This window comes from Arachidicoccus sp. BS20 (assembly GCF_001659705.1).
In the GTDB taxonomy this organism is placed as follows: domain Bacteria; phylum Bacteroidota; class Bacteroidia; order Chitinophagales; family Chitinophagaceae; genus Arachidicoccus.
The window spans coordinates 570,774-589,665 of the sequence record NZ_CP015971.1 but is presented as its reverse complement, the minus strand read 5'-3'; the positions used below and the strand labels follow the sequence as shown (position 1 = coordinate 589,665).

Here is an 18,892-nt window from a genome sequence, read left to right as displayed (position 1 = left end):
AGCCAAACTTTTATGCAATTCTTTTAATAATTCTTAGATGATGCGTGCGCAAACCAGTATCAACATTGACAATTCCGTCGGCATCTATTTTATCAATACGCACTTTTCCGGATGAATGAATGATGGTTTCTTTGTCAAGCAAAATACCAACGTGAATTATTCGTCCGTCTGCATTATCGAAATAAGCAAGGTCTCCGGGTTCTGTTTGCTCAAGAAAATCAATTGTGTCTCCAACTGTCGCTTGCAGATAAGCATCTCTCGGTAGTTGATAACCGAAAAACTTAAATATTAGTTGTGCATAACCGCTGCAATCAATTCCGAAGGCGGAACGCCCGCCCCATAAATAACCTGTGTTCAAAAACGGAAATGCAAGCTCTTCCAACGCTTCTTTTGAAAATGATACATTTTTCAGATAGGGAATATCTTTATAATCAATTAAAAATTGACCTATATTTTTTGTTTCCAAAACCGGTGTTCCTGTTGATATAAACATTGTTTGTTCATTGAATTGTATGCAACAGTTTTTTGTTGCATAGCCCAATATATTTGTTTTGGCTTCATTTTCAGAAATGCCCGCCAATTGTGATGTTTGCACCCAGCCCTCATAATCATCTGCATTGGTTTTTATTTTGGTAAAATCTTTTCCGGCTTCAATAATGTCGCCAGTTTCTCCCAACAAAATCTGGCTTACCATTTCCGAACGATGAGACGCTTCCGCACGCATTGGCGCAACAGGAACTATGGCTGTAACTTTTTGCATTTTTTCAATTAATTTTAAATCCAATTTATGGAATTTATCTAAATCCGCATCTTTATATAAACGTTTTTATTTTTTAGTGAACCGGCATCAAAAATACGACGATGAGGTTTTGGTAAACAAATTTTATCAAACGCAGGATAATTATTGGCTCGGCATTTTGCTGGAGCGATATACGCTTTTGCTGCTTGGTGTGTGCATGAAATATTTAAAAGACGAAAATGAAGCCAGGGATGCCGTGCAGCAGGTTTTTTACAAAGTATTGAACGAGTTTCATCATTCTAAAGTAACTGCATTCAGAGGGTGGATTTATGCCGTTGCAAAAAATTATTGTTTGATGAAACTGCGTTCCGAAAAAAGATTAATTTTGGAAGAGTGGAAAGAAGAACTAACGGAACTAATAGAAGATGAATTGCCGCAGGATGCTTTGGACAAAGAAAGACGTTACCAATACATAGAACAGGCAATGAAACAGTTGAACGATGAACAAAAGACTTGTATTTCATTATTTTATCTTCATAAAAAAACATATTCGGAAATAACTGAAATTACAGGATTTAGCGATACGCAGGTAAAGAGCCATATTCAAAACGGCAAGAGAAATCTTAAAATTTCTATAGAAAAGATGAGGCAGAACGATGACGAATAAAAAAAACATATCGCACAAAAAAAAGTCATTTATAGAAAGACTTAAATTAAAAGATTATCTGAGAGATAACCTTTCGGAAACGCTTGCGAAAAAGTTGGAAGATGCAGAAAGCGACGATTTTTTAAAGGATGCAATGGACGGTTTGGAATCATTTTCTTCCACCAATAAAATTGATAAGAGCGTAGCGCAATTACATAAAACGTTGCACCAGTCTATTGATGATAAAAGAAAATCAAAACCGCTGCGGTTTGCACAAATTGCATGGTATGTACTTGCGGTTGTCATCATTATTTTATTGGTATCGCTTGCGTTCGCAGTCATTCGTATGCGTGGTTAAATATTTCCCTATTTTCCTTCAATGTTGTTTTCTATGTTGCGCGGATAAATTACCTTGCATCAAAAGTCATCCGCTACATTATGAATACAACCTCAGCAAGAAAAATCGTTATCATAGGCGCAGGTTTCGCAGGGTTGAAACTCGCCAGAAAACTTGTGAATGCGAACTATGATGTTACCATTATAGACACGCACAACTTTCATCAGTTTCAGCCTTTATTTTATCAGGTGGCGTCTGCAAGGCTTGAACCGTCTGCAATTTCTTTTCCACTAAGAAAAATTTTTCAAAATAAAAGGAATATCAATATCCGCATTGGAAAAATCAGAAATATTGATACGCAGCAGCAGAAAGTCTATACCGATGACAGCGAATATGCTTACGATTATCTTGTGATAGCAACAGGTTGTACCAATAATTATTTCGGCAATAAAAATATTGAAGCCAATGCGTTTCCCATGAAATCTACGCCGCAGGCAATTGCTTTGCGTAACAAGATATTGCTGAATTTCGAATCGTCTCTCGCTGAAAAAACTTCCGAAACAAAAGCGCCGTTTTTAAATATTGTTATTGTCGGCGGTGGTCCTACAGGCGTAGAACTGGCTGGTGCCTTAGCCGAAATGAAAAATAAAATTTTGCCGAAAGATTATCCGTTGATTGACTTTTCTCAGCTGAAAGTTTATCTCATTGAAGGAAGTGGCAGCACACTCTCCGCAATGAGTGAACAATCGCAAAAATACTCACGCATGTATTTGGAACAAATGGGTGTAACCATTTGGACTGGTATTCATGTTAACGATTACGACGGCAAAGTGGTAACGCTGGAAGATGGAAGAACACTGCCATCCAAAACATTGATTTGGGCGGCAGGCGTTACAGGCAATGTGCCGAACGGCATTCCGAAAGAATCTGTTACACGCGGCAACAGAATCATTGTAAACGAGTTTCACGAAGCGAAAGATTTACCCAATGTTTTTGTGATAGGTGATGTTTCTTATATGGAAACAAAGGAATGGCAAAAAGGACATCCGCAGTTGGCAAATGTAGCAAATGCCCAAGCCGAAAACCTTGTGCACAATTTAAAGAATGCATTGAAAGGCGCACCACGAAAGGCTTTCACATACAAGAATCCCGGAACAATGGCAACAATCGGAAAACGGAAAGCAGTTGTGGACTTGCCTAAATTTCATTTCCACGGACGTTTTGCATGGTTCGTATGGATGTCGTTACACCTGATGTTGATACTCGGCGTGCGGAACAAATTTTTGATTTTTGTCAATTGGATGTTTAATTATTTTACCAACGATTCCACACTTCGCGTTATATTGCTGCCGTCCAAAAAACAAGCACAGCTGGGACAAGAATATGAGGAATTAACTACTTAAATTTTCGCGTTTATTATTTCAAGGTTACATTCGCTTTATTTTTGTGCCCGATGTACTTATTCAGAAAAGTTTTTTTATTTATATTTTCAATGTTCGCGCTGTTATTCTGCGGCAGCGTGTTTGCGCAGATTAACCAACTTAATCGTTTCAGCAATGGTTCTAATTATCAAACTGACAATCAGGGAAGACCAATGCCGAAACAACAACCCGGCAGCGATTCGCTTAAGTTGAGAGATAAGAATGAAGATTCTATTACTATTTCATATCACTATTTCGATTCATCGTTAATTCATCAAATTGATAGCTCGATTAATGATTTTGGAACTCGCTTACTGATTCCGTTTACTTCAACTGATTTGGGAAATATTGGTTCGCCTACCGAATCATTATTATTTACGCCTTATATGAAACCCGGATGGAATGCAGGTTTTCATTCGATGGACCCATATAGATTGACGCTTAACAATACGAAAGTATATTCGGCTACACGACCATATTCTGTACTTGGTTATATGCTTGGACAAAGAGGCGAACAGTATATTGATGTATTGCACACGCAGCCGCGTGCCAAAGGAAATGTAAATTTTACTTTTGAATACCGTTTGTTGAACGCGCCGGGAGCATTTACCAACCAGAATAATGCAAACAGCAATTTAAGGGTAAATATCGCGATCAACAGCGCCAATAAAAGATATAAATCCAATTTCATTGTTATCCGAAATAGTATGCAGGCTGCTATTAACGGAGGTCTGGTTGACCCGGCGAGTTTGGACAACCTGGCGCTTGGAAATACATTGGAAGCCGTTACCCGCCTGGGAAGCGGCAATACAGCATCAAGCAATCCATTTAATGCGTCGGTAGCAACGGGCGATATTTTCAAAGATGTAACGCTTTACCTGCGCCAGTCTTTTGACTTGGGACAGAAAGATTCTATTATGAAAAACGATACTGTGGTATATCGTTTGTTTTATCCGCGTTTAAGGTTTGAACATTCTATAAAATTTACAAACTATAATTATAGTTATATTGATAAAAGTCCTGTTGCTGATGATTATTTGGAGTATTACCAGTTCATCGCACCTTCGGATACTATTAATTTTCACGATAACTGGAAAGAACTGACAAACGAGTTTGCTCTATACACTTATCCCGTGAAAAAAAATTCCAACCAGTATTTAAAGTTATACATCGATGAACAGTCGTTAAGCGGAAAGTTGGGAAATACTTTTCAGCAGAAATACAACAACATATTTGCAGGTGCGCAATACCGCAATACAACGCGCAACAAAAAGTGGGATATTGATGCAAACGGTGCGCTTTATCTTGCGGGAAATTATTCGGGGAATTATTTTGCCGGAATCAGCTTGCAGCGCGACTTTGGGAAGAAAATCGGTTCGCTACAATTAGGCTTTCAGAACGTGAATCAAACGCCTGCATATATCTTCAATTCCTCCGCCGGAACGTCTTTGGCATTTGGCGACAGCACACAAGTGAATACATCTTCGCATTCGGGTTTTCCTGTAATTGCCGCAAGCGATTTCAAAAATCAAAATATTACAAAAGCCTATGCAGTATTATATGTTCCGTCGGTCAATATGAAGCTATTGGGGAATTATTATTTATATAAAAATTATACTTATTTCAAGGATTATTTTACGGCGGCACAGAACAGTTCTCCATTTAACTTGCTGCAAATTGGTATTGAAAAAGAAACACGTTTGGGCAAATTTTTTCATTGGTACATAGAAGCGTATGCGCAGCAAAAAGCAGGAGATGTGCCGTTGCACGTTCCTGCGCTGATGATGCGAAACAGACTTTCGTTTGAGGGCAACTTCTTTCAGAATTTATATATCGCAACGGGTATTGAAGCGCGATATATTTCGCCATATAAACCCGATGGTTATTCGCCGTTTACCGGACAATTTTATTATCAGGATGATGAACGCATCAGCAACAGACCCGATATTTCTTTCTATGTGAATTTCAGAATCAAGCGCTTTAAATTCTTCGCAGAATACACCAATCTGAACACCGTAAACTGGGGACAAAACGGTTTTGGGTTTAATCATTATAATTTTGTTGCGCCCAATTATCCGGCGCTTGGATTGTGGTTGCGCGTAGGAATTTGGTGGACGTTTATTAACTAATCTGAACCATGATTTGTAAGTATTCAATATTCACTCATTTTTATAATCTTCGTATTTCCGATAAATCTTTAAATTCTATAAATCATGGTTCAGACTAATATTTCTCTGAAACCCTATAACTCTTTCGGCATCGATGTTTCAGCCGAATGGTTTGCTGCGTTTTCGAGCGCGGATGAACTCAGAAACTTGTTGAAAAAAAGTAAAAATGAAAACAAATTAATCATCGGCGGTGGCAGCAATATTTTGTTTACAAAAGACGTGCAAGGCTATGTATTGAAGAACGAACTTAAAGGAATCGAATTGGTAAATGAAGACGAAAATTATTTTTACGTAAAAGCAAATGGGGGAGAAGTATGGCATGAATTTGTGTTGCATTGTATAGAAAATAATTACGCCGGCGTAGAAAATTTAAGCCTCATTCCCGGCTGCGTTGGCGCATCGCCCATGCAAAACATCGGCGCTTACGGCGTGGAAATAAAAGATGTTTTTCACGAGCTGGAAGCATTGTCTATAGAGGATTTCAGCGTACAAAAGTTTTCCGGTAAAGATTGTGCATTTGGTTACAGGGAAAGCGTTTTTAAAAGAAAACTAAAAAATAAGTTTATCATTTTAAATGTAACTTATCGCTTGAACAAGCGCCCGAAATTTAATATCGAATACGGCGCCATCAAACAGGAATTGGAAAAAATGGATGTGCAGGATTTATCTATTCAAAATATTTCGCAAGCTGTGATTAATATTCGCCAAAGTAAATTGCCCAATCCAAAAGAAATAGGAAATGCAGGAAGTTTCTTTAAAAATCCTGCCGTCAGCGAAGTGCATTATCTTGCTTTAAAAGAAAAATATCCCAACATTCCTGCGTATGAAATTCTAAATTCATCCGACAAAAAGATTGCCGCAGGCTGGCTCATTGAGCAATGCGGCTGGAAAGGTTTTCGTGAAAATAATTACGGTGTTCATTCGCTGCAAGCCTTGGTATTAGTGAACTACGGCGGTGCAAGCGGGAAAGACATTTACAATCTCTCCGGAAAAATTATCGAAAGCGTAAAAGAAAAATTTGGTGTTGAATTGGAAAGAGAAGTGAATATAATTTGATTGCCGAGGATGCACGAATTCCTATGAAACTACTTATTATTTGGCATTTCATTTATCCAATGAAATTTCGCATTGGGTAAACGATAATTTTTCTTTTGAAGAACAAGATATGCCGGTACATTATTTATTCTACCATATAAAAAAAGTGTATCGTTAATGTTCTGGTACACGAAGAATGCAGCCTGTGTCGCATCTTGATTTTTAATATCCAAGGCTTTATTGATTGTGTCTGTTTTTAGAGAAAATTTTCTCAAAGAATCATTATTCTTTACCACATACAATGTTTGCGAATCCCACACTACCATTTTATTCCATCTTATAGAATCATGCTTAGTCGCATCAATGGGAATTGTATCCTTATCATTCAAAACAAATTGAGTACACACATATAAGCTTCTCTCTTCGTTCCTTTTACTTTCATACAAATACCAATCGTAATTGCTTTTGACCATGCCTTTTAATACGTATACAATTAGTAAAATTTTTGCGATTCTTAAAGCAATCTGCAACCATTTATTTTTGACAAGTGTTTTGTTGTAATCTAATTTTTCATTTTTATGTTTAACAAAAAAAGCAAATAATACGCGCCATTCATAAGTGAGTATGAAAGCACAAAGTAACACTATATGTGTAGAAAGTATTTTTACGGGAACATTGTACAAGTAATTCAGGAGCGCAACATTGAGCATTACTGCCATTGAAAATAAAGCGCCAAAAGTTTTTGTTCTTCTGAAAAGCAGTAACAAGCCGCCAATAGTTTCTAATAATCCCGAAATAAATTCATAAACCGGCGATGCTCCCATAAAATTCCATAGAACGCCCATCGGACTCATATTGCCGAAATGTTCATCAAGTGCTAAAGGATTGTAGCCGGAAAATTGTCCGAAGAATAACTTCATAATTCCATAAACAAACAGCGTGTACGCCACATAATAGCGCGCAATCACGATTGTAAATAAATGGAACTGTTTATAATTTTTTCTCTTATAATCGATGCATAAAATAATCAGGCTTAGAATATATGAAACAACAAGATTTGTAAATACCAGAACATAATCGAAAGTAGTATCGCCGCTTCCGTTGAATACTTTTTGTAAATTTTCTTTATGAAAAAATACCCTTCCGATTTGACTGACAAATTTTTCGTAAAAAGGCTGACGCGGAAAAAACTGAGCAGTAAGTATAAATACTAAAACATAGATGCAAACCCAAAGATCAAAGAATTTTCTTAGCTGATTATCCTGATGTAATTGAGTTGAAGACATAGTATTTGTTGGCAAAAATTAATGTATTCACGGTACAGACACTAAATTTATCTTGCATCTATAACTTAATTCTATTCTCTCAATCTGCTTTTCTTTCTTCCATAAATAAAATAAATCAACAGCCCCAAAGCCATCCAGCCAAAGAATACGAGCCAGCTTTTCGGCGGAATGGAAATCATTAAATACAAGCAACACAACGCACCGAGAATGGGAATTAATGAATAATTTTTTACAAAGCTCAATATTGCGGCAACAATCAACACTACGACAAAAATTAAGAATAAAATTTCTTCATAATTTTCTGTTCCTAAATTGCTGAAAGCCGCTTGCAGCCTGCCTTTGAAGAGATAAATAAAAATGATTGCGAGCAAAGGAATGATCCATTTTCCGTTGATGTAAGGCAATCTGAATTTGTCGCCGTCCTTTTTGATTTGCGGTAAAGCCAACACGCCGCTGCAAACCAACACAAATGCAAACAATGTTCCGATACTCGTTAAATCCGTCATCAACACATCATCAATAAACAACGCAGGAATACCTACGAGCAACCCTGTCATGATTGTCGCAAATGCAGGCGTTTTAAACTTTTTGCTTACTTGTGAGAATTGCTTCGGCAGTAATCCGTCGCGGCTCATGCTCATCCAGATTCTCGGTTGTCCTATTTGAAAAACCAGCAACACACTTGTACTCGCAACTACTGCGCTCACAGCAATTATCAACCCAATCTTCTGCATATTGATTTTATTGAACACATACGCCAGCGGGTCACTCACACCGTCAAATTCTTTATAGTTAACCAATCCTGTTATGACCAATGCAACGAGAATATAAATGACCGTACAAATCAGCAATGAATACAACATTCCGCGCGGCATATCTCTGCGCGGATTGGCGCATTCTTCTGCCGTAGTTGAAATCGCGTCAAACCCAATGTAAGCAAAGAATACGGAAGAAACACCTTTCAGTACGCCATCCATTCCGTTAGGCAAAAAAGGCGTCCAATTGCTTGTCGTTCCTTCGTGAAGAATTAAGTAAAAACCGAAAGCAACGATGAAAGCCAACACTACCAATTTCAATCCAACCATAAAATTCGCACTCTTCTTGCTTTCGGAAATGCCGATGTATGCCAAAATTGTAATCAACACAACAATAATAAATGCAGGAAGATTAATGATAAATTTGATGCCTCCAATAGTTGGCGCATTTGTATAAACCAAATCGGTCAAAGGTTGTCCTGCCGCAAAAGCCGCGTCGTACTTGATTTTCGCGGTCTGATAACCAATCGTAAGCCAATCGGGCAAATGCACACCAAAGCCTTCCAGCAAATGATTAAAATACGCGCTCCATGAAATAGCGACAACAATATTTCCAATGGCATATTCAAGAATCAATGCCCAGCCAATAATCCATGCAACAATTTCGCCGAACGTTACATACGAATAAGTATAGGCGCTTCCGGAAACTGGTACGCGCGACGCAAACTCTGCATAACACAAAGCCGTGAAACCGCAAGTGATTGCCGTAATCATGAACAGAAAAATTACACCCGGACCGCCCTGAAATGCAGCCGTACCAATGGTTGAGAAAATACCTGCACCAATTACGGCTGCAACACCCATAAATGTAAGGTCGCGCACGCCAAGCACTTTTTTCAGTCCCATTGGATGACCGTCTTCCAAACCTTTGTCGTAATCGCGCTGGATGGTTTCGATGGATTTTTTGCGGAATAGAGAATTGGACATTGGCAGTTTTTATTGTTTATGAAGAAAAGTTTTATTTTGATACTTTCCTAAATTTTCATTTAATAAACTCAATAGAGACTCTGAGCTGATTTGCATACTATCTGAACTAAGACTTAAAGGGGAATCAACTAAGTTCATACTAAATTGCATTGTTTTTCTCTTAAAGGCGCTTCTTTCTTGCCTCATCCAACCATGTGGATTTTTTAGTTCTATCACTATAAATTTTTGACTTCTCCCCATATTCTTTACAACAAAATTTTTTATTGAATTCCAATCAATAAACTGTGAGTTAAACATGCTATATATTGTTAAACCATTTTCATCAATTGTTAATGCTAATCTGTTTTTCAGCAGCATCCAAATTGATACGAAAACTCCTAAACCGAAAAACAAAACTGTAAAGGCGGAAAATGATTTTACCAAAATCAAAGGATATTTGGAAAAAGTTTCTGCATTGATGAACATATAAGTCCCACCTATTGCAAAGAGTAATGCCGCGATTAAAAGTAAAATGGCTTTCTTTCTACTTGTATAAATTTCAATTCTGTTCATTTCCTATAATCATTTCAATCCCATAAATCACAGTTCAGACTAATATTCTCTTTGCAACAAATATTCCGCAAACTCTTTCATGTGTTTCTTACGCGCTTTCACTACAACAATATTATCCAAATGCTGCATGGCTTTACCGGCGTATTGTTGCAATAAATCTTTTGCCCAATTGTCCACGCCGACTTCTTTATAGATAGCTAAAACTTTTTCCACTTTATCATTTTCGTCATTGACTAAAAGCCTCGCCAATTCAGCTTTTTGCGCGCCGGAAACTTTTTCCAATGCTTTAATCAATAAAAAAGTTTTCTTGTTTCTGCGAATGTCGCCGCCGACTTCTTTACCGAATTTTTCAGGGTTGCCGAAGCAATCAAGATAATCATCCTGTATCTGAAAGGCGATACCCAAATTTTTCCCAAACTCGTAAATATGCTCACGGTTATTCTTTGTTGCACCGCCAACGATTGCTCCCATTTCCAGACTCGCCGCCAACAATACCGAAGTTTTTAGTTGTATCATTTCGATATACGCGTCAAGCGATACATTTTCGGCTTTTTCAAAATCCATATCGTATTGCTGTCCTTCACATACTTCGCGCGCCGTTTTGTTAAACAGAGCAAGAACAGGTTGTAACAATTCGGGATTGATTTCACTCAAGTATTCATACGCACGAATCAGCATCACATCGCCACTGAGAATGGCTGCATTCGCGCCGTTGCGGGCGAAAACGGTTTGCTTGCCGCGCCGCAACGAAGCATCGTCCATAATATCGTCGTGCATCAAGGTAAAATTGTGAAACAGCTCAATAGCATTGGCTATTTTCCAACAATCTTCATTGATTTCATCAAACAACTCATTGCCCATCAAACATGCAACAGGACGCATTCTTTTGCCGCCAATGCCGAGAAAATATTCCGCAGGTTCGTACAAGTTTTGCGGTTCTTCGGGAAAATGGGGCGTATTAAATTTTGCTGTATATAATTTTAATAATTCTTCGAAAGAATACATTTTTTTCTAATTAAGAATTGACAATTAGTAATTAAAAATTAAGCGTTTTCATTATTGATAATTGCATAAGAACAACCGGCAATTATTAATTTATAATTCTTAATTACTAATTAGAAAGCTACCAAATCCTCACTCTCAAACTGTCCGCAATATACATTTTATCGCCGGGTTTTATGTTGTAGGTTTTATAGAAAGCATCCACATTTTCAAACGGTCCGATTACACGATATTTTGCCGGCGAATGTACGTCGGTCATCAACTGTCGCGCGAGTCTTTCAGGTCTTTCTTTGTACATCCAGCTGTATGCGTAGCCTAAAAAGAAACGTTGCGCAGGTGTCAATCCGGCAATAGTTTTATTGTCTTTATACGCCTGCGTTTTTGTAAAGGCATCCCAGCCAAGCAACACGCCGCCGAGGTCGGCAATATTTTCGCCCGTTGTAGCAGCGCCGTTGATGTGCGATGTATCCACAGGGTTAAAACCATTAAATTCATTGATGATAACAGCCGCACGTTTTTTGAACTGTTCTTCATCTTCTTTCGACCACCAGTTGGTTAAATTTCCTTCCGCATCATACAGCCTGCCCTGGTCGTCAAAGCCGTGCGTCATCTCGTGTCCGATGGTAGATGCACCGGCGTAGCCGTAAACAAAAGCATCATCTAATTCATTGTCGCGCATTCCCGGAACGGTAAACATTCCGGCAGGCAAAACTATTTCGTTGTTCGATGGATTGTAGTACGCATTGTATGTTTGCGGCGTCATGTCCCACTCCTCTCTATCAACCGGTTTACCGAGCTTTTCGATTTCATAATTGTGCCACCAAAGATTTGCCGCGATAATATTTTTTACGAAAGGCTGGTCTTTGATTTCCATGGCAGAAAAATCTTTCCACTTGTCGGGATAGCCTACTTTCTTGTTCATTTTGCTTAATTTATACAAAGCTTTTTGCTTGGTAGAATCGCTCATCCAATCGAGTTTTTCTATTCTTTCTTTTAACGCTGCGCGAATATCTTCCACCAAATCGGAATAGCGTTTCTTTGCCGTTGAGTCAAAATATTTTTTTACAAATAATTGCCCCAAAGCTTCGCCCACAGAACCTTCTTCCCAATCCAGAACGCGCTTCCACCTTGGTCTTTGCACTGTAACGCCACTCATAATTTTTCCGCCGAAGTCAAAATTTTCTTCATCGAATTTGGTATTCACAAAAGTTCCCAAACTGCTAAGCAAATGATATTTCAGATACTCTTTCCACACCTTGATTGGCGCAACTGCAAGTTCTTTGTTTAATGCCTTAAAAAATTCCGGCTGACCCACAATCAATGAATCCAAATGATTGATGCCAATATTTTGCAACCAACTCTGCCAATCGATATTGGATGTTTGCTTCGCAAAACCACTCACGGAAAATTTGTTATAATTTTTATATGGGTCGCGCAAATCTGCCAGCTTTCGGCAGGATGCTGCAAGCGTTTTTTCAAGATTAAAAATTTGCTGCGCGCTACTTTTTGCAGTGGTTGAATCTTCGCCCGTAATCATCAGTATTTTTTGAATGTGCGGGATATAGGCATTACGGATTTTTGTGGTGCGCGCATCAGTGTTGAAATAATAATCGCGGTTGGGCAAACCTAATCCGCCCTGATAAAGTTGAAACGCTTCTGCGCTGCTGTTTTTATCGTCCTGTCCAACGTAAGAACCGAACAAAGAACCGACACCAATCTTATCCAAAGCCGCCGAAACTGCCAACAAAGTTTTTACATCTTTGACTGAATCAATTAAATCGAGTTGCGGCTGCAATACAGACACAGTTTGCGTTTCAAGCGACGTCGTGTCCATTCCGGTTTTCCAGAATGCGGCAATTTTTTTCGCGATATCACCTTGCGGATTTTTTACAGCGTCTTCATTTATCTTTCTTTTGCGTTCATACAATTCGCTGTCCACTAAGTTTCCAATTCCCCATTCGGTTTCATCGCCGGGAATATCATTTTTTTTAAGCCACGCGCCGTTGGCATAATCAAAAAAATCATCTTGCGGACGGATTGTGGTGTCGATATTTGCAGCAAGAATATCGGGTTTAGCACTTTGGTTATTGTTGCAAGAAACAACAGTAAGTGCTGCTATTGAGGCAGAAAAGATGAGCTTTCGCATAAAAATAATTTTAGATTTTAAAAATAATACAATTAGTTGGAAGTTTAATGATTCTTCTCCTTATCAATCGCCTTGTTCAGCACATCTTCTATACGCGGACGAATATCCAAATGTATTAATTCAGCGCTTCTGTTTGGATTAACACGGTTAGACAAAAAGATATATACCAGATTTCTCGGAACGTCCACCCACACGCCGATTCCCGTAAAACCCGTATGCCCGAATGTTTGCGGCGACGCCAGTTTTGAAGGATAATTTTTTGAAGTATCTGCACGGTCAAAGCCAAGTCCTCTGCGGCTTACAGTCGAACGCTTGCCTGTAAAATACTCTACTGTTTGAGGTTTAAAATATTGAACACCGCCATAGCTGCCTTTGTTCAGCAACATCTGATAATAAATTGCGAGGTCGATGGAACTTGCAAAAAGCCCTGCATGTCCGGCAACGCCGCCTTTGAGCGCTGCGCCTTCGTCATGCACATAACCAATCAGCAGTTGATGACGAAAAGAAGTATCATTTTCCGTAGGAATAATTTGGCTTGCAGAAAACCTTTTGCGCGGCAAATAGCCCGCAGTCTGCATTCCAAGCGGTTTATAAAAACTGTCTAATACAAATTTGTTCAATGGCGTTTCTGTTAGTTGCTCTACAATTTGTTGCATGGTGTACATACTCAAATCGCTGTAAACATATTTACCGCGCGTTTTGATGGGTGAATTCATCATTTGCGTCCACATTACGTCGCGGAAGAAGTTTTTACGCATATAAAAATGCTCTGCAACCTTTGTAGGATAATCATTTGAAGAATCGGTACTATAATCAATTCCTTGTTTAATGTATTTATAAAAAGGAATGAACGGCACAAATCCCGCCTGATGCAACATCACTTCGCGCACATGAATCGGGTTCATAGGCGTTGTGCGCGTGCGTGCGAGATAATAACCAATGGTGGTATCGAGATTCAATTTTCCTTCATCGTACAAATGCATTACAGTAGGCGTGGTTGCCGTGATTTTTGTAACAGATGCTAGGTCAAATAAATCAGTAATTTTATCAGGAATGTTATCATCGTAAGTATGCGTTCCGTAAGCCTTGTTGAAAAATACTTTCCCGTCTTTCGCGGCAAGCACTACCAAGCCGGGCGAAGCCTTTTTTTCAATGGTTTCCGCAGCAATAGAATCGATGGATTTTAAATCATCGGCATTCACATGCACATCTTCGGGAACCGTGAATTTCAGACGTGTTGCAACAGTTTTAAAACCTGTATTTTTTTTGTAAGAAGAAAATGTTTTGGGCAACAGAGCCGTCGTGGCAATACCGCCGAAAATGATTTGCGGCACAACGAATACGGCAACATTATTTTCACTTTTATACCAAATGAGCGATATATTCATTTTGTCGAAAAAAGACAAATTCTTTCCGTCGCCGAAGAAGGCAATAATGGTGTTTTTTCTGCCGGAAATATCATTGATAAACTGTTGTATTTTTTTATTTTCAATAAGCGTATTATTCAATGCAAGAATGACCGTGTTGAAATATTTCAAATCGTCTTCAACATGATAAAAGTTTGCGGAATCCTTATACGGCGCAGCATTCAGTGTATCTATAAAATCATATTTGTTTAAAAGACTGTCAAAAATATCTTGCTCTCCAAAGCCAAAATGTACCGCGACAATTTTTCTTTTATCTAAATTTTTTAAGGGAATAATTTCGCTTGGGTTGTTCAGTAAAACGACATTATTTTCAACTTCGTTCATTGCATGAAGAAAGTGTAGATTTGCTTGGTGTGTTTGCGCATTACCAAGTAAAAACGAAAAAGTAAAAAGCAGAAATTGGACGATGGTTTTTCTTTGCATAACAGATGATTTGTGAAAAGGATAAAGTTATTTAAAATAAAGTTTTTCTGAATGATTTTTTGTTGTGCACTATTCGCAGATTTTAGTATTCAGTTTTGTCTTCCTTATTTTTCCATTCCTCAAAAACCTTAACGGCATCGTTTCTGCCAACGTTAATAATAGGAATTTTCCTTTCACTTAATTTTTTAGTCATTTCGTCGTAAATCATCGAATCGTCAAAGCCTATGGATGCCGCATCTTTACGTGTATTGGCATAATAAATTGCTTTGGGTCTTGCCCAGTAAATTGCGCCAAGACACATGGGACAAGGCTCGCACGAAGTGTAAATTTCACAATCATCGAGCTGGAATGTATTCAGGTTTTTGCACGCATCGCGAATGGCGATAACTTCTGCGTGTGCAGTAGGATCGTTGGTGCTGGTAACTTTATTGTTGCCGCGACCGATAATTTTATCATCCTTTACAATGATGCAACCAAAAGGTCCGCCTTCATTGTTTTGTATGCCTTCGTATGCAAGTGCAACTGCTTGTTGCATAAATTTTTCTTCTCTCGTCATCTTCAATTAAAGTCAAAATTCAAAAATAGAAAATGTTTGCAAGAATAAATGTTTTAAAAACAGGTTGGTAAAACTATTCTTTCTGTGAAAATAAAAATTGCCGTCATTGTGTGTAACGGATTATCTTTGCCGGACGAAAAATTTAATACGCAATACTATGTTACCTAAAATTAATCCCACGACTACACAGGCTTGGCTCTTGCTTAAAAAACATTATGATGAGGAAATGAGCCATACGCAAATAAAGCACCTGTTTGAGAAGGATGAGGACAGATTTAATAATTTTTCGTTGCATTTCAACGATATCTTATTTGATTATTCCAAAAACATTATCACACAAAAAACCATTAGTTTATTGTTGAATCTTGCGGAAGATTGCAAAGTCAAAGAAGCTATCGATGCGATGTTCAGCGGAGAAAAAATTAATGAAACAGAAAACCGTTCTGTGTTGCATACCGCTTTGCGAAATTTCTCAGGAAATCCTGTTTACAGCGACGGCAAAGATGTAATGCCTGATGTAAAAAGAGTGCAACAGCAAATGAAAAATTTTGCCGAAAAAATTCATTCCGGCGAATGGAAAGGCTACACCGGCAAAAAGATTAAATACATTGTAAACATCGGTATCGGCGGAAGCGATTTAGGTCCGGTAATGGTTACGGAAGCATTGAAACCTTATTGGGTCGAAGGCATTCAGCCATATTTCGTGAGCAATGTTGATGGCACGCATATTGCGGAAACTTTGAAAAAAGTAACACCCGACGAAACATTATTTTTAATTGCTTCCAAAACATTCACTACGCAGGAAACCATGACCAACGCACATTCTGCACGTGATTGGTTTTTAGAATCTGCGAAAGACGAAGCGTTTGTAGCAAAGCATTTCGTAGCGCTAAGCACCAACGAAAAAGAAGTATCAAAATTCGGCATTGATACAGCAAATATGTTTGAGTTTTGGGATTGGGTCGGCGGTCGTTATTCTTTGTGGAGCGCGATTGGTTTGTCCATTGTGTTGAGCATTGGCTACGATAATTTTGAAAAATTATTGCGCGGCGCTTATGAAGTGGACGAATATTTTAAGACTGAAAAATTCGATAAAAATATTCCTGTAATCATGGCGTTGGTCGGACTTTGGTACACTAATTTCTTCGGTACGCAAACCGAAGTGATTTTGCCTTATGACCAATATATGCACCGTTTTTCAGCATATTTCCAACAGGGCAATATGGAAAGTAACGGTAAGAGCGTGGACAGAAAAGGCGATGACGTTTCATACGCCACAGGCCCTGTAATTTGGGGCGAGCCGGGAACAAACGGACAACACGCTTTTTATCAATTGATTCATCAGGGAACGATAATTATTCCTGCGGATTTTATTGCTCCGGCGATTAGTCATAATCCTATCGGCGACCATCATGTAAAATTGTTGAGCAATTTCTTTGCGCAAACAGAAGCATTGATGAACGGTAAAACGGAAGAAGTGGTAATCGCTGAACTGAAAGCACAAGGCAAGAGCGATGAAGAGATTAAAAAGATAACACCATTCAAAGTATTTGAAGGCAACAGACCTACGAACTCTTTCCTTGTAAAAGAAATTACGCCGGAAACTTTGGGTAATTTAATTGCGTTATACGAACATAAAATATTCGTTCAAGGCGTTATCTGGAATATTTTTACATTCGACCAATGGGGCGTTGAACTCGGCAAGCAATTAGCCGGAAAAATTTTGCCGGAATTGCAGGGCGACGAAGAAATTAGTTCGCACGATTCTTCCACGAATGGTTTGATAAATGCTTTCAAGAAACTCAGAAAGTAATTCAGTATTTTTTTGAAAACAGCAAATAAAAAAGTCCGTGCCCCATAAGACACGGACTTTTTTATTAATTACCGTTGTTCTAAAATTTAGTCACATAAACTTTCGTCGCGTAATGAATGGTAATGCGATTGTTTGTCTGATACTTTTTAAAAAGAGTTTTCAAATCGTCAAGCATTGGCTGATAGCCGGCATGATTTTCACTCGGTGCGTAAGAAGAGGAGAGAAGCCTGCCTCTCAATCCGTCGAAATCAAATATTTGCCTGTTGGAAAATATTTTCAACTCCACGGTATGCGGCGCAAAAAAATCTTTAATGCTCTTTTCATCGATATTTCTGTGGTCAACTTTTACATAGTCGATGCTGTGCTTTACAATTAGTCTGTCATATTCTTTTTCAAAATCGGAATCGGCGAGCCTTTCATTCCATATTAAAACGGCACTGCCATGCGGCTGTAAAATTCGTTCAAATTCCTTACGGCAGACTGTTTTGTCAAACCAATGAAAAGCCTGTCCGGCAATGATTGTATCAACAGAATGATTTTCCAAAAGCGTATTCTCCGCTGTTCCGGCGACTGTACTGAAATTTTTATAATTATGCAACAGTTCTTCAGATTTTTCACGCATTTCCTTGTTTGGTTCAATGCCAATTACTTTGTAACCGTTATCCAAAAATAACTTGCTTGAAATGCCTGTGCCTGAACCGATATCGGCAATTGTTTTATCGTTGGATAATTGATATTCCGCCTGCAAAAAATCAACGATTTCCATAGGATAACCGGGACGATATTTTACATAATTATCTACCCTGTTACTGAATCGTGTAGTGCTGTTTTGAATCATAATAATATAGTTAAAAAAAGCCGCGAAATGCGGCTTTCAAAAAATGTTTTAGTCAATCACATCTACGCCGGGATGCGCTTTAGGGTCGAAAGTAAATTTACTTTCCGGCAGGTTAGCGCCGGTATTGATATTACTTAAATTGAAAGAAACTATATTGCCGCCTTTTTCATACACAATAGCTTTTGTGATGAGATTCCTTGTTTTGTTTACATACAAATTTACCTTTGTAAAATTCTTCCTTCTGTCTGTCGGAACTAATTCAATAATAGCTATGGAACCCTGAGAGGAAACCAACTTGCTTCCGAAATCTTTGCTCACAAAATCTCCTGATAATAATTTTTCAGGGTTCAGTGTGCCGCCGGAATTGTCCACATCGTTTACGGTTACTTCGTCTTTTCCGTTGAAATTCCACGTTTTAGCGCCATTGCAGAAAATTTCATTACTGCCTTGTTTGATGTAATATTTGTTGCCTTTGATGGCGATATTGCCGTTGATAGTGCCAAGATTATGATTGTTGCGGTCTTTAGTAGAATAGCTGAAAGCGGCAGTTGCACCTTTGATATTTTTAAGATTGTTGCTTACTTTATTCAAAATGCCCGAAGCATCACTTTGTGCAAAGGTGGTTACTGCAAAGGTTAGAAATAATGCAATGATTGTAATTTTTTTCATTTTTATTATTGATTTTTGAGTGTGCAAAGTTAAGTAATTCATCTTATTCTGAGACGGGAGATTTAAACAGATGTTTAAATTACAAGCCATTT

General features: G+C 38.3%; 16 protein-coding genes. 6 read left to right on the top strand and 10 right to left on the bottom strand.

Annotated elements, in window-relative coordinates; translation table 11 throughout:
• Positions 1–10 precede the first annotated feature (10 nt).
• Positions 11–760 (bottom strand): C40 family peptidase, encoded by a 750-nt coding sequence (locus A9P82_RS02740; protein ID WP_066209508.1) that lies wholly within the window; start codon positions 758–760, stop codon positions 11–13.
• Between the two features lie 76 nt (positions 761–836).
• Here A9P82_RS02740 and A9P82_RS02735 point away from each other — a divergent pair, with 76 nt between their 5' ends.
• From A9P82_RS02735 to murB, 5 genes are all read left to right on the top strand, one after another.
• Entirely contained in the window at positions 837–1,406 is a 570-nt protein-coding gene (locus tag A9P82_RS02735; RefSeq protein ID WP_066209507.1) for an RNA polymerase sigma factor, read from the top strand.
• Complete coding sequence (locus A9P82_RS02730) at positions 1,396–1,743, top strand: hypothetical protein (protein WP_066203980.1); 348 nt, start codon at positions 1,396–1,398, stop codon at positions 1,741–1,743. Before A9P82_RS02735 ends, A9P82_RS02730 begins: the two co-directional genes overlap by 11 nt.
• An 80-nt stretch (positions 1,744–1,823) precedes the next feature.
• Entirely contained in the window at positions 1,824–3,125 is a 1,302-nt protein-coding gene (locus A9P82_RS02725) for an NAD(P)/FAD-dependent oxidoreductase (RefSeq protein WP_066203978.1), read from the top strand.
• Between the two features lie 89 nt (positions 3,126–3,214).
• Positions 3,215–5,272 (top strand): putative porin, encoded by a 2,058-nt coding sequence (locus A9P82_RS02720; RefSeq protein ID WP_197492226.1) that lies wholly within the window; start codon positions 3,215–3,217, stop codon positions 5,270–5,272.
• A gap of 84 nt (positions 5,273–5,356) precedes the next feature.
• Positions 5,357–6,367, top strand: a complete 1,011-nt coding sequence (gene murB, locus A9P82_RS02715; protein ID WP_231891192.1) for a UDP-N-acetylmuramate dehydrogenase — start codon at positions 5,357–5,359, stop codon at positions 6,365–6,367.
• Positions 6,368–6,396: 29 nt separating this feature from the next.
• Here the strand turns inward: murB and A9P82_RS02710 are convergent, their stop codons facing one another.
• The 7 genes from A9P82_RS02710 to A9P82_RS02680 form a co-directional block, all read right to left on the bottom strand.
• Entirely contained in the window at positions 6,397–7,632 is a 1,236-nt protein-coding gene (locus A9P82_RS02710) for a DoxX family protein (protein ID WP_066203974.1), read from the bottom strand.
• Positions 7,633–7,703: 71 nt separating this feature from the next.
• Entirely contained in the window at positions 7,704–9,374 is a 1,671-nt protein-coding gene (locus A9P82_RS02705) for an amino acid permease (protein WP_066203972.1), read from the bottom strand.
• Between the two features lie 9 nt (positions 9,375–9,383).
• A complete protein-coding gene (locus tag A9P82_RS02700; protein ID WP_066203970.1) occupies positions 9,384–9,926 on the bottom strand; it encodes an STM3941 family protein in 543 nt (180 codons plus the stop codon).
• 39 nt (positions 9,927–9,965) lie between these two features.
• On the bottom strand, positions 9,966–10,931 hold the full coding sequence (locus A9P82_RS02695) for a polyprenyl synthetase family protein (protein WP_066203968.1): 966 nt from the start codon (positions 10,929–10,931) through the stop codon (positions 9,966–9,968).
• Between the two features lie 118 nt (positions 10,932–11,049).
• A complete protein-coding gene (locus A9P82_RS02690) occupies positions 11,050–13,074 on the bottom strand; it encodes a M13 family metallopeptidase (protein ID WP_066203966.1) in 2,025 nt (674 codons plus the stop codon).
• Positions 13,075–13,118: 44 nt separating this feature from the next.
• A complete protein-coding gene (locus A9P82_RS02685) occupies positions 13,119–14,924 on the bottom strand; it encodes a serine hydrolase domain-containing protein (protein WP_066203964.1) in 1,806 nt (601 codons plus the stop codon).
• An 82-nt stretch (positions 14,925–15,006) separates the two neighbouring features.
• A complete protein-coding gene (locus A9P82_RS02680) occupies positions 15,007–15,480 on the bottom strand; it encodes a nucleoside deaminase (RefSeq protein WP_066203962.1) in 474 nt (157 codons plus the stop codon).
• Positions 15,481–15,637: 157 nt separating this feature from the next.
• On the opposite strand from A9P82_RS02680, the gene pgi reads away from it, so the two are divergent.
• On the top strand, positions 15,638–17,293 hold the full coding sequence (pgi, locus tag A9P82_RS02675; RefSeq protein WP_066203960.1) for a glucose-6-phosphate isomerase: 1,656 nt from the start codon (positions 15,638–15,640) through the stop codon (positions 17,291–17,293).
• 79 nt (positions 17,294–17,372) lie between these two features.
• Here the strand turns inward: pgi and A9P82_RS02670 are convergent, their stop codons facing one another.
• Positions 17,373–18,131 carry a class I SAM-dependent methyltransferase gene (locus A9P82_RS02670; RefSeq protein ID WP_231891191.1) on the bottom strand — a complete coding sequence of 253 codons (759 nt, stop codon included), beginning with the start codon at positions 18,129–18,131 and terminating at the stop codon, positions 17,373–17,375.
• Between the two features lie 48 nt (positions 18,132–18,179).
• Complete coding sequence (locus A9P82_RS02665) at positions 18,180–18,800, bottom strand: LolA family protein (protein ID WP_066203956.1); 621 nt, start codon at positions 18,798–18,800, stop codon at positions 18,180–18,182.
• Positions 18,801–18,892 lie beyond the last annotated feature (92 nt).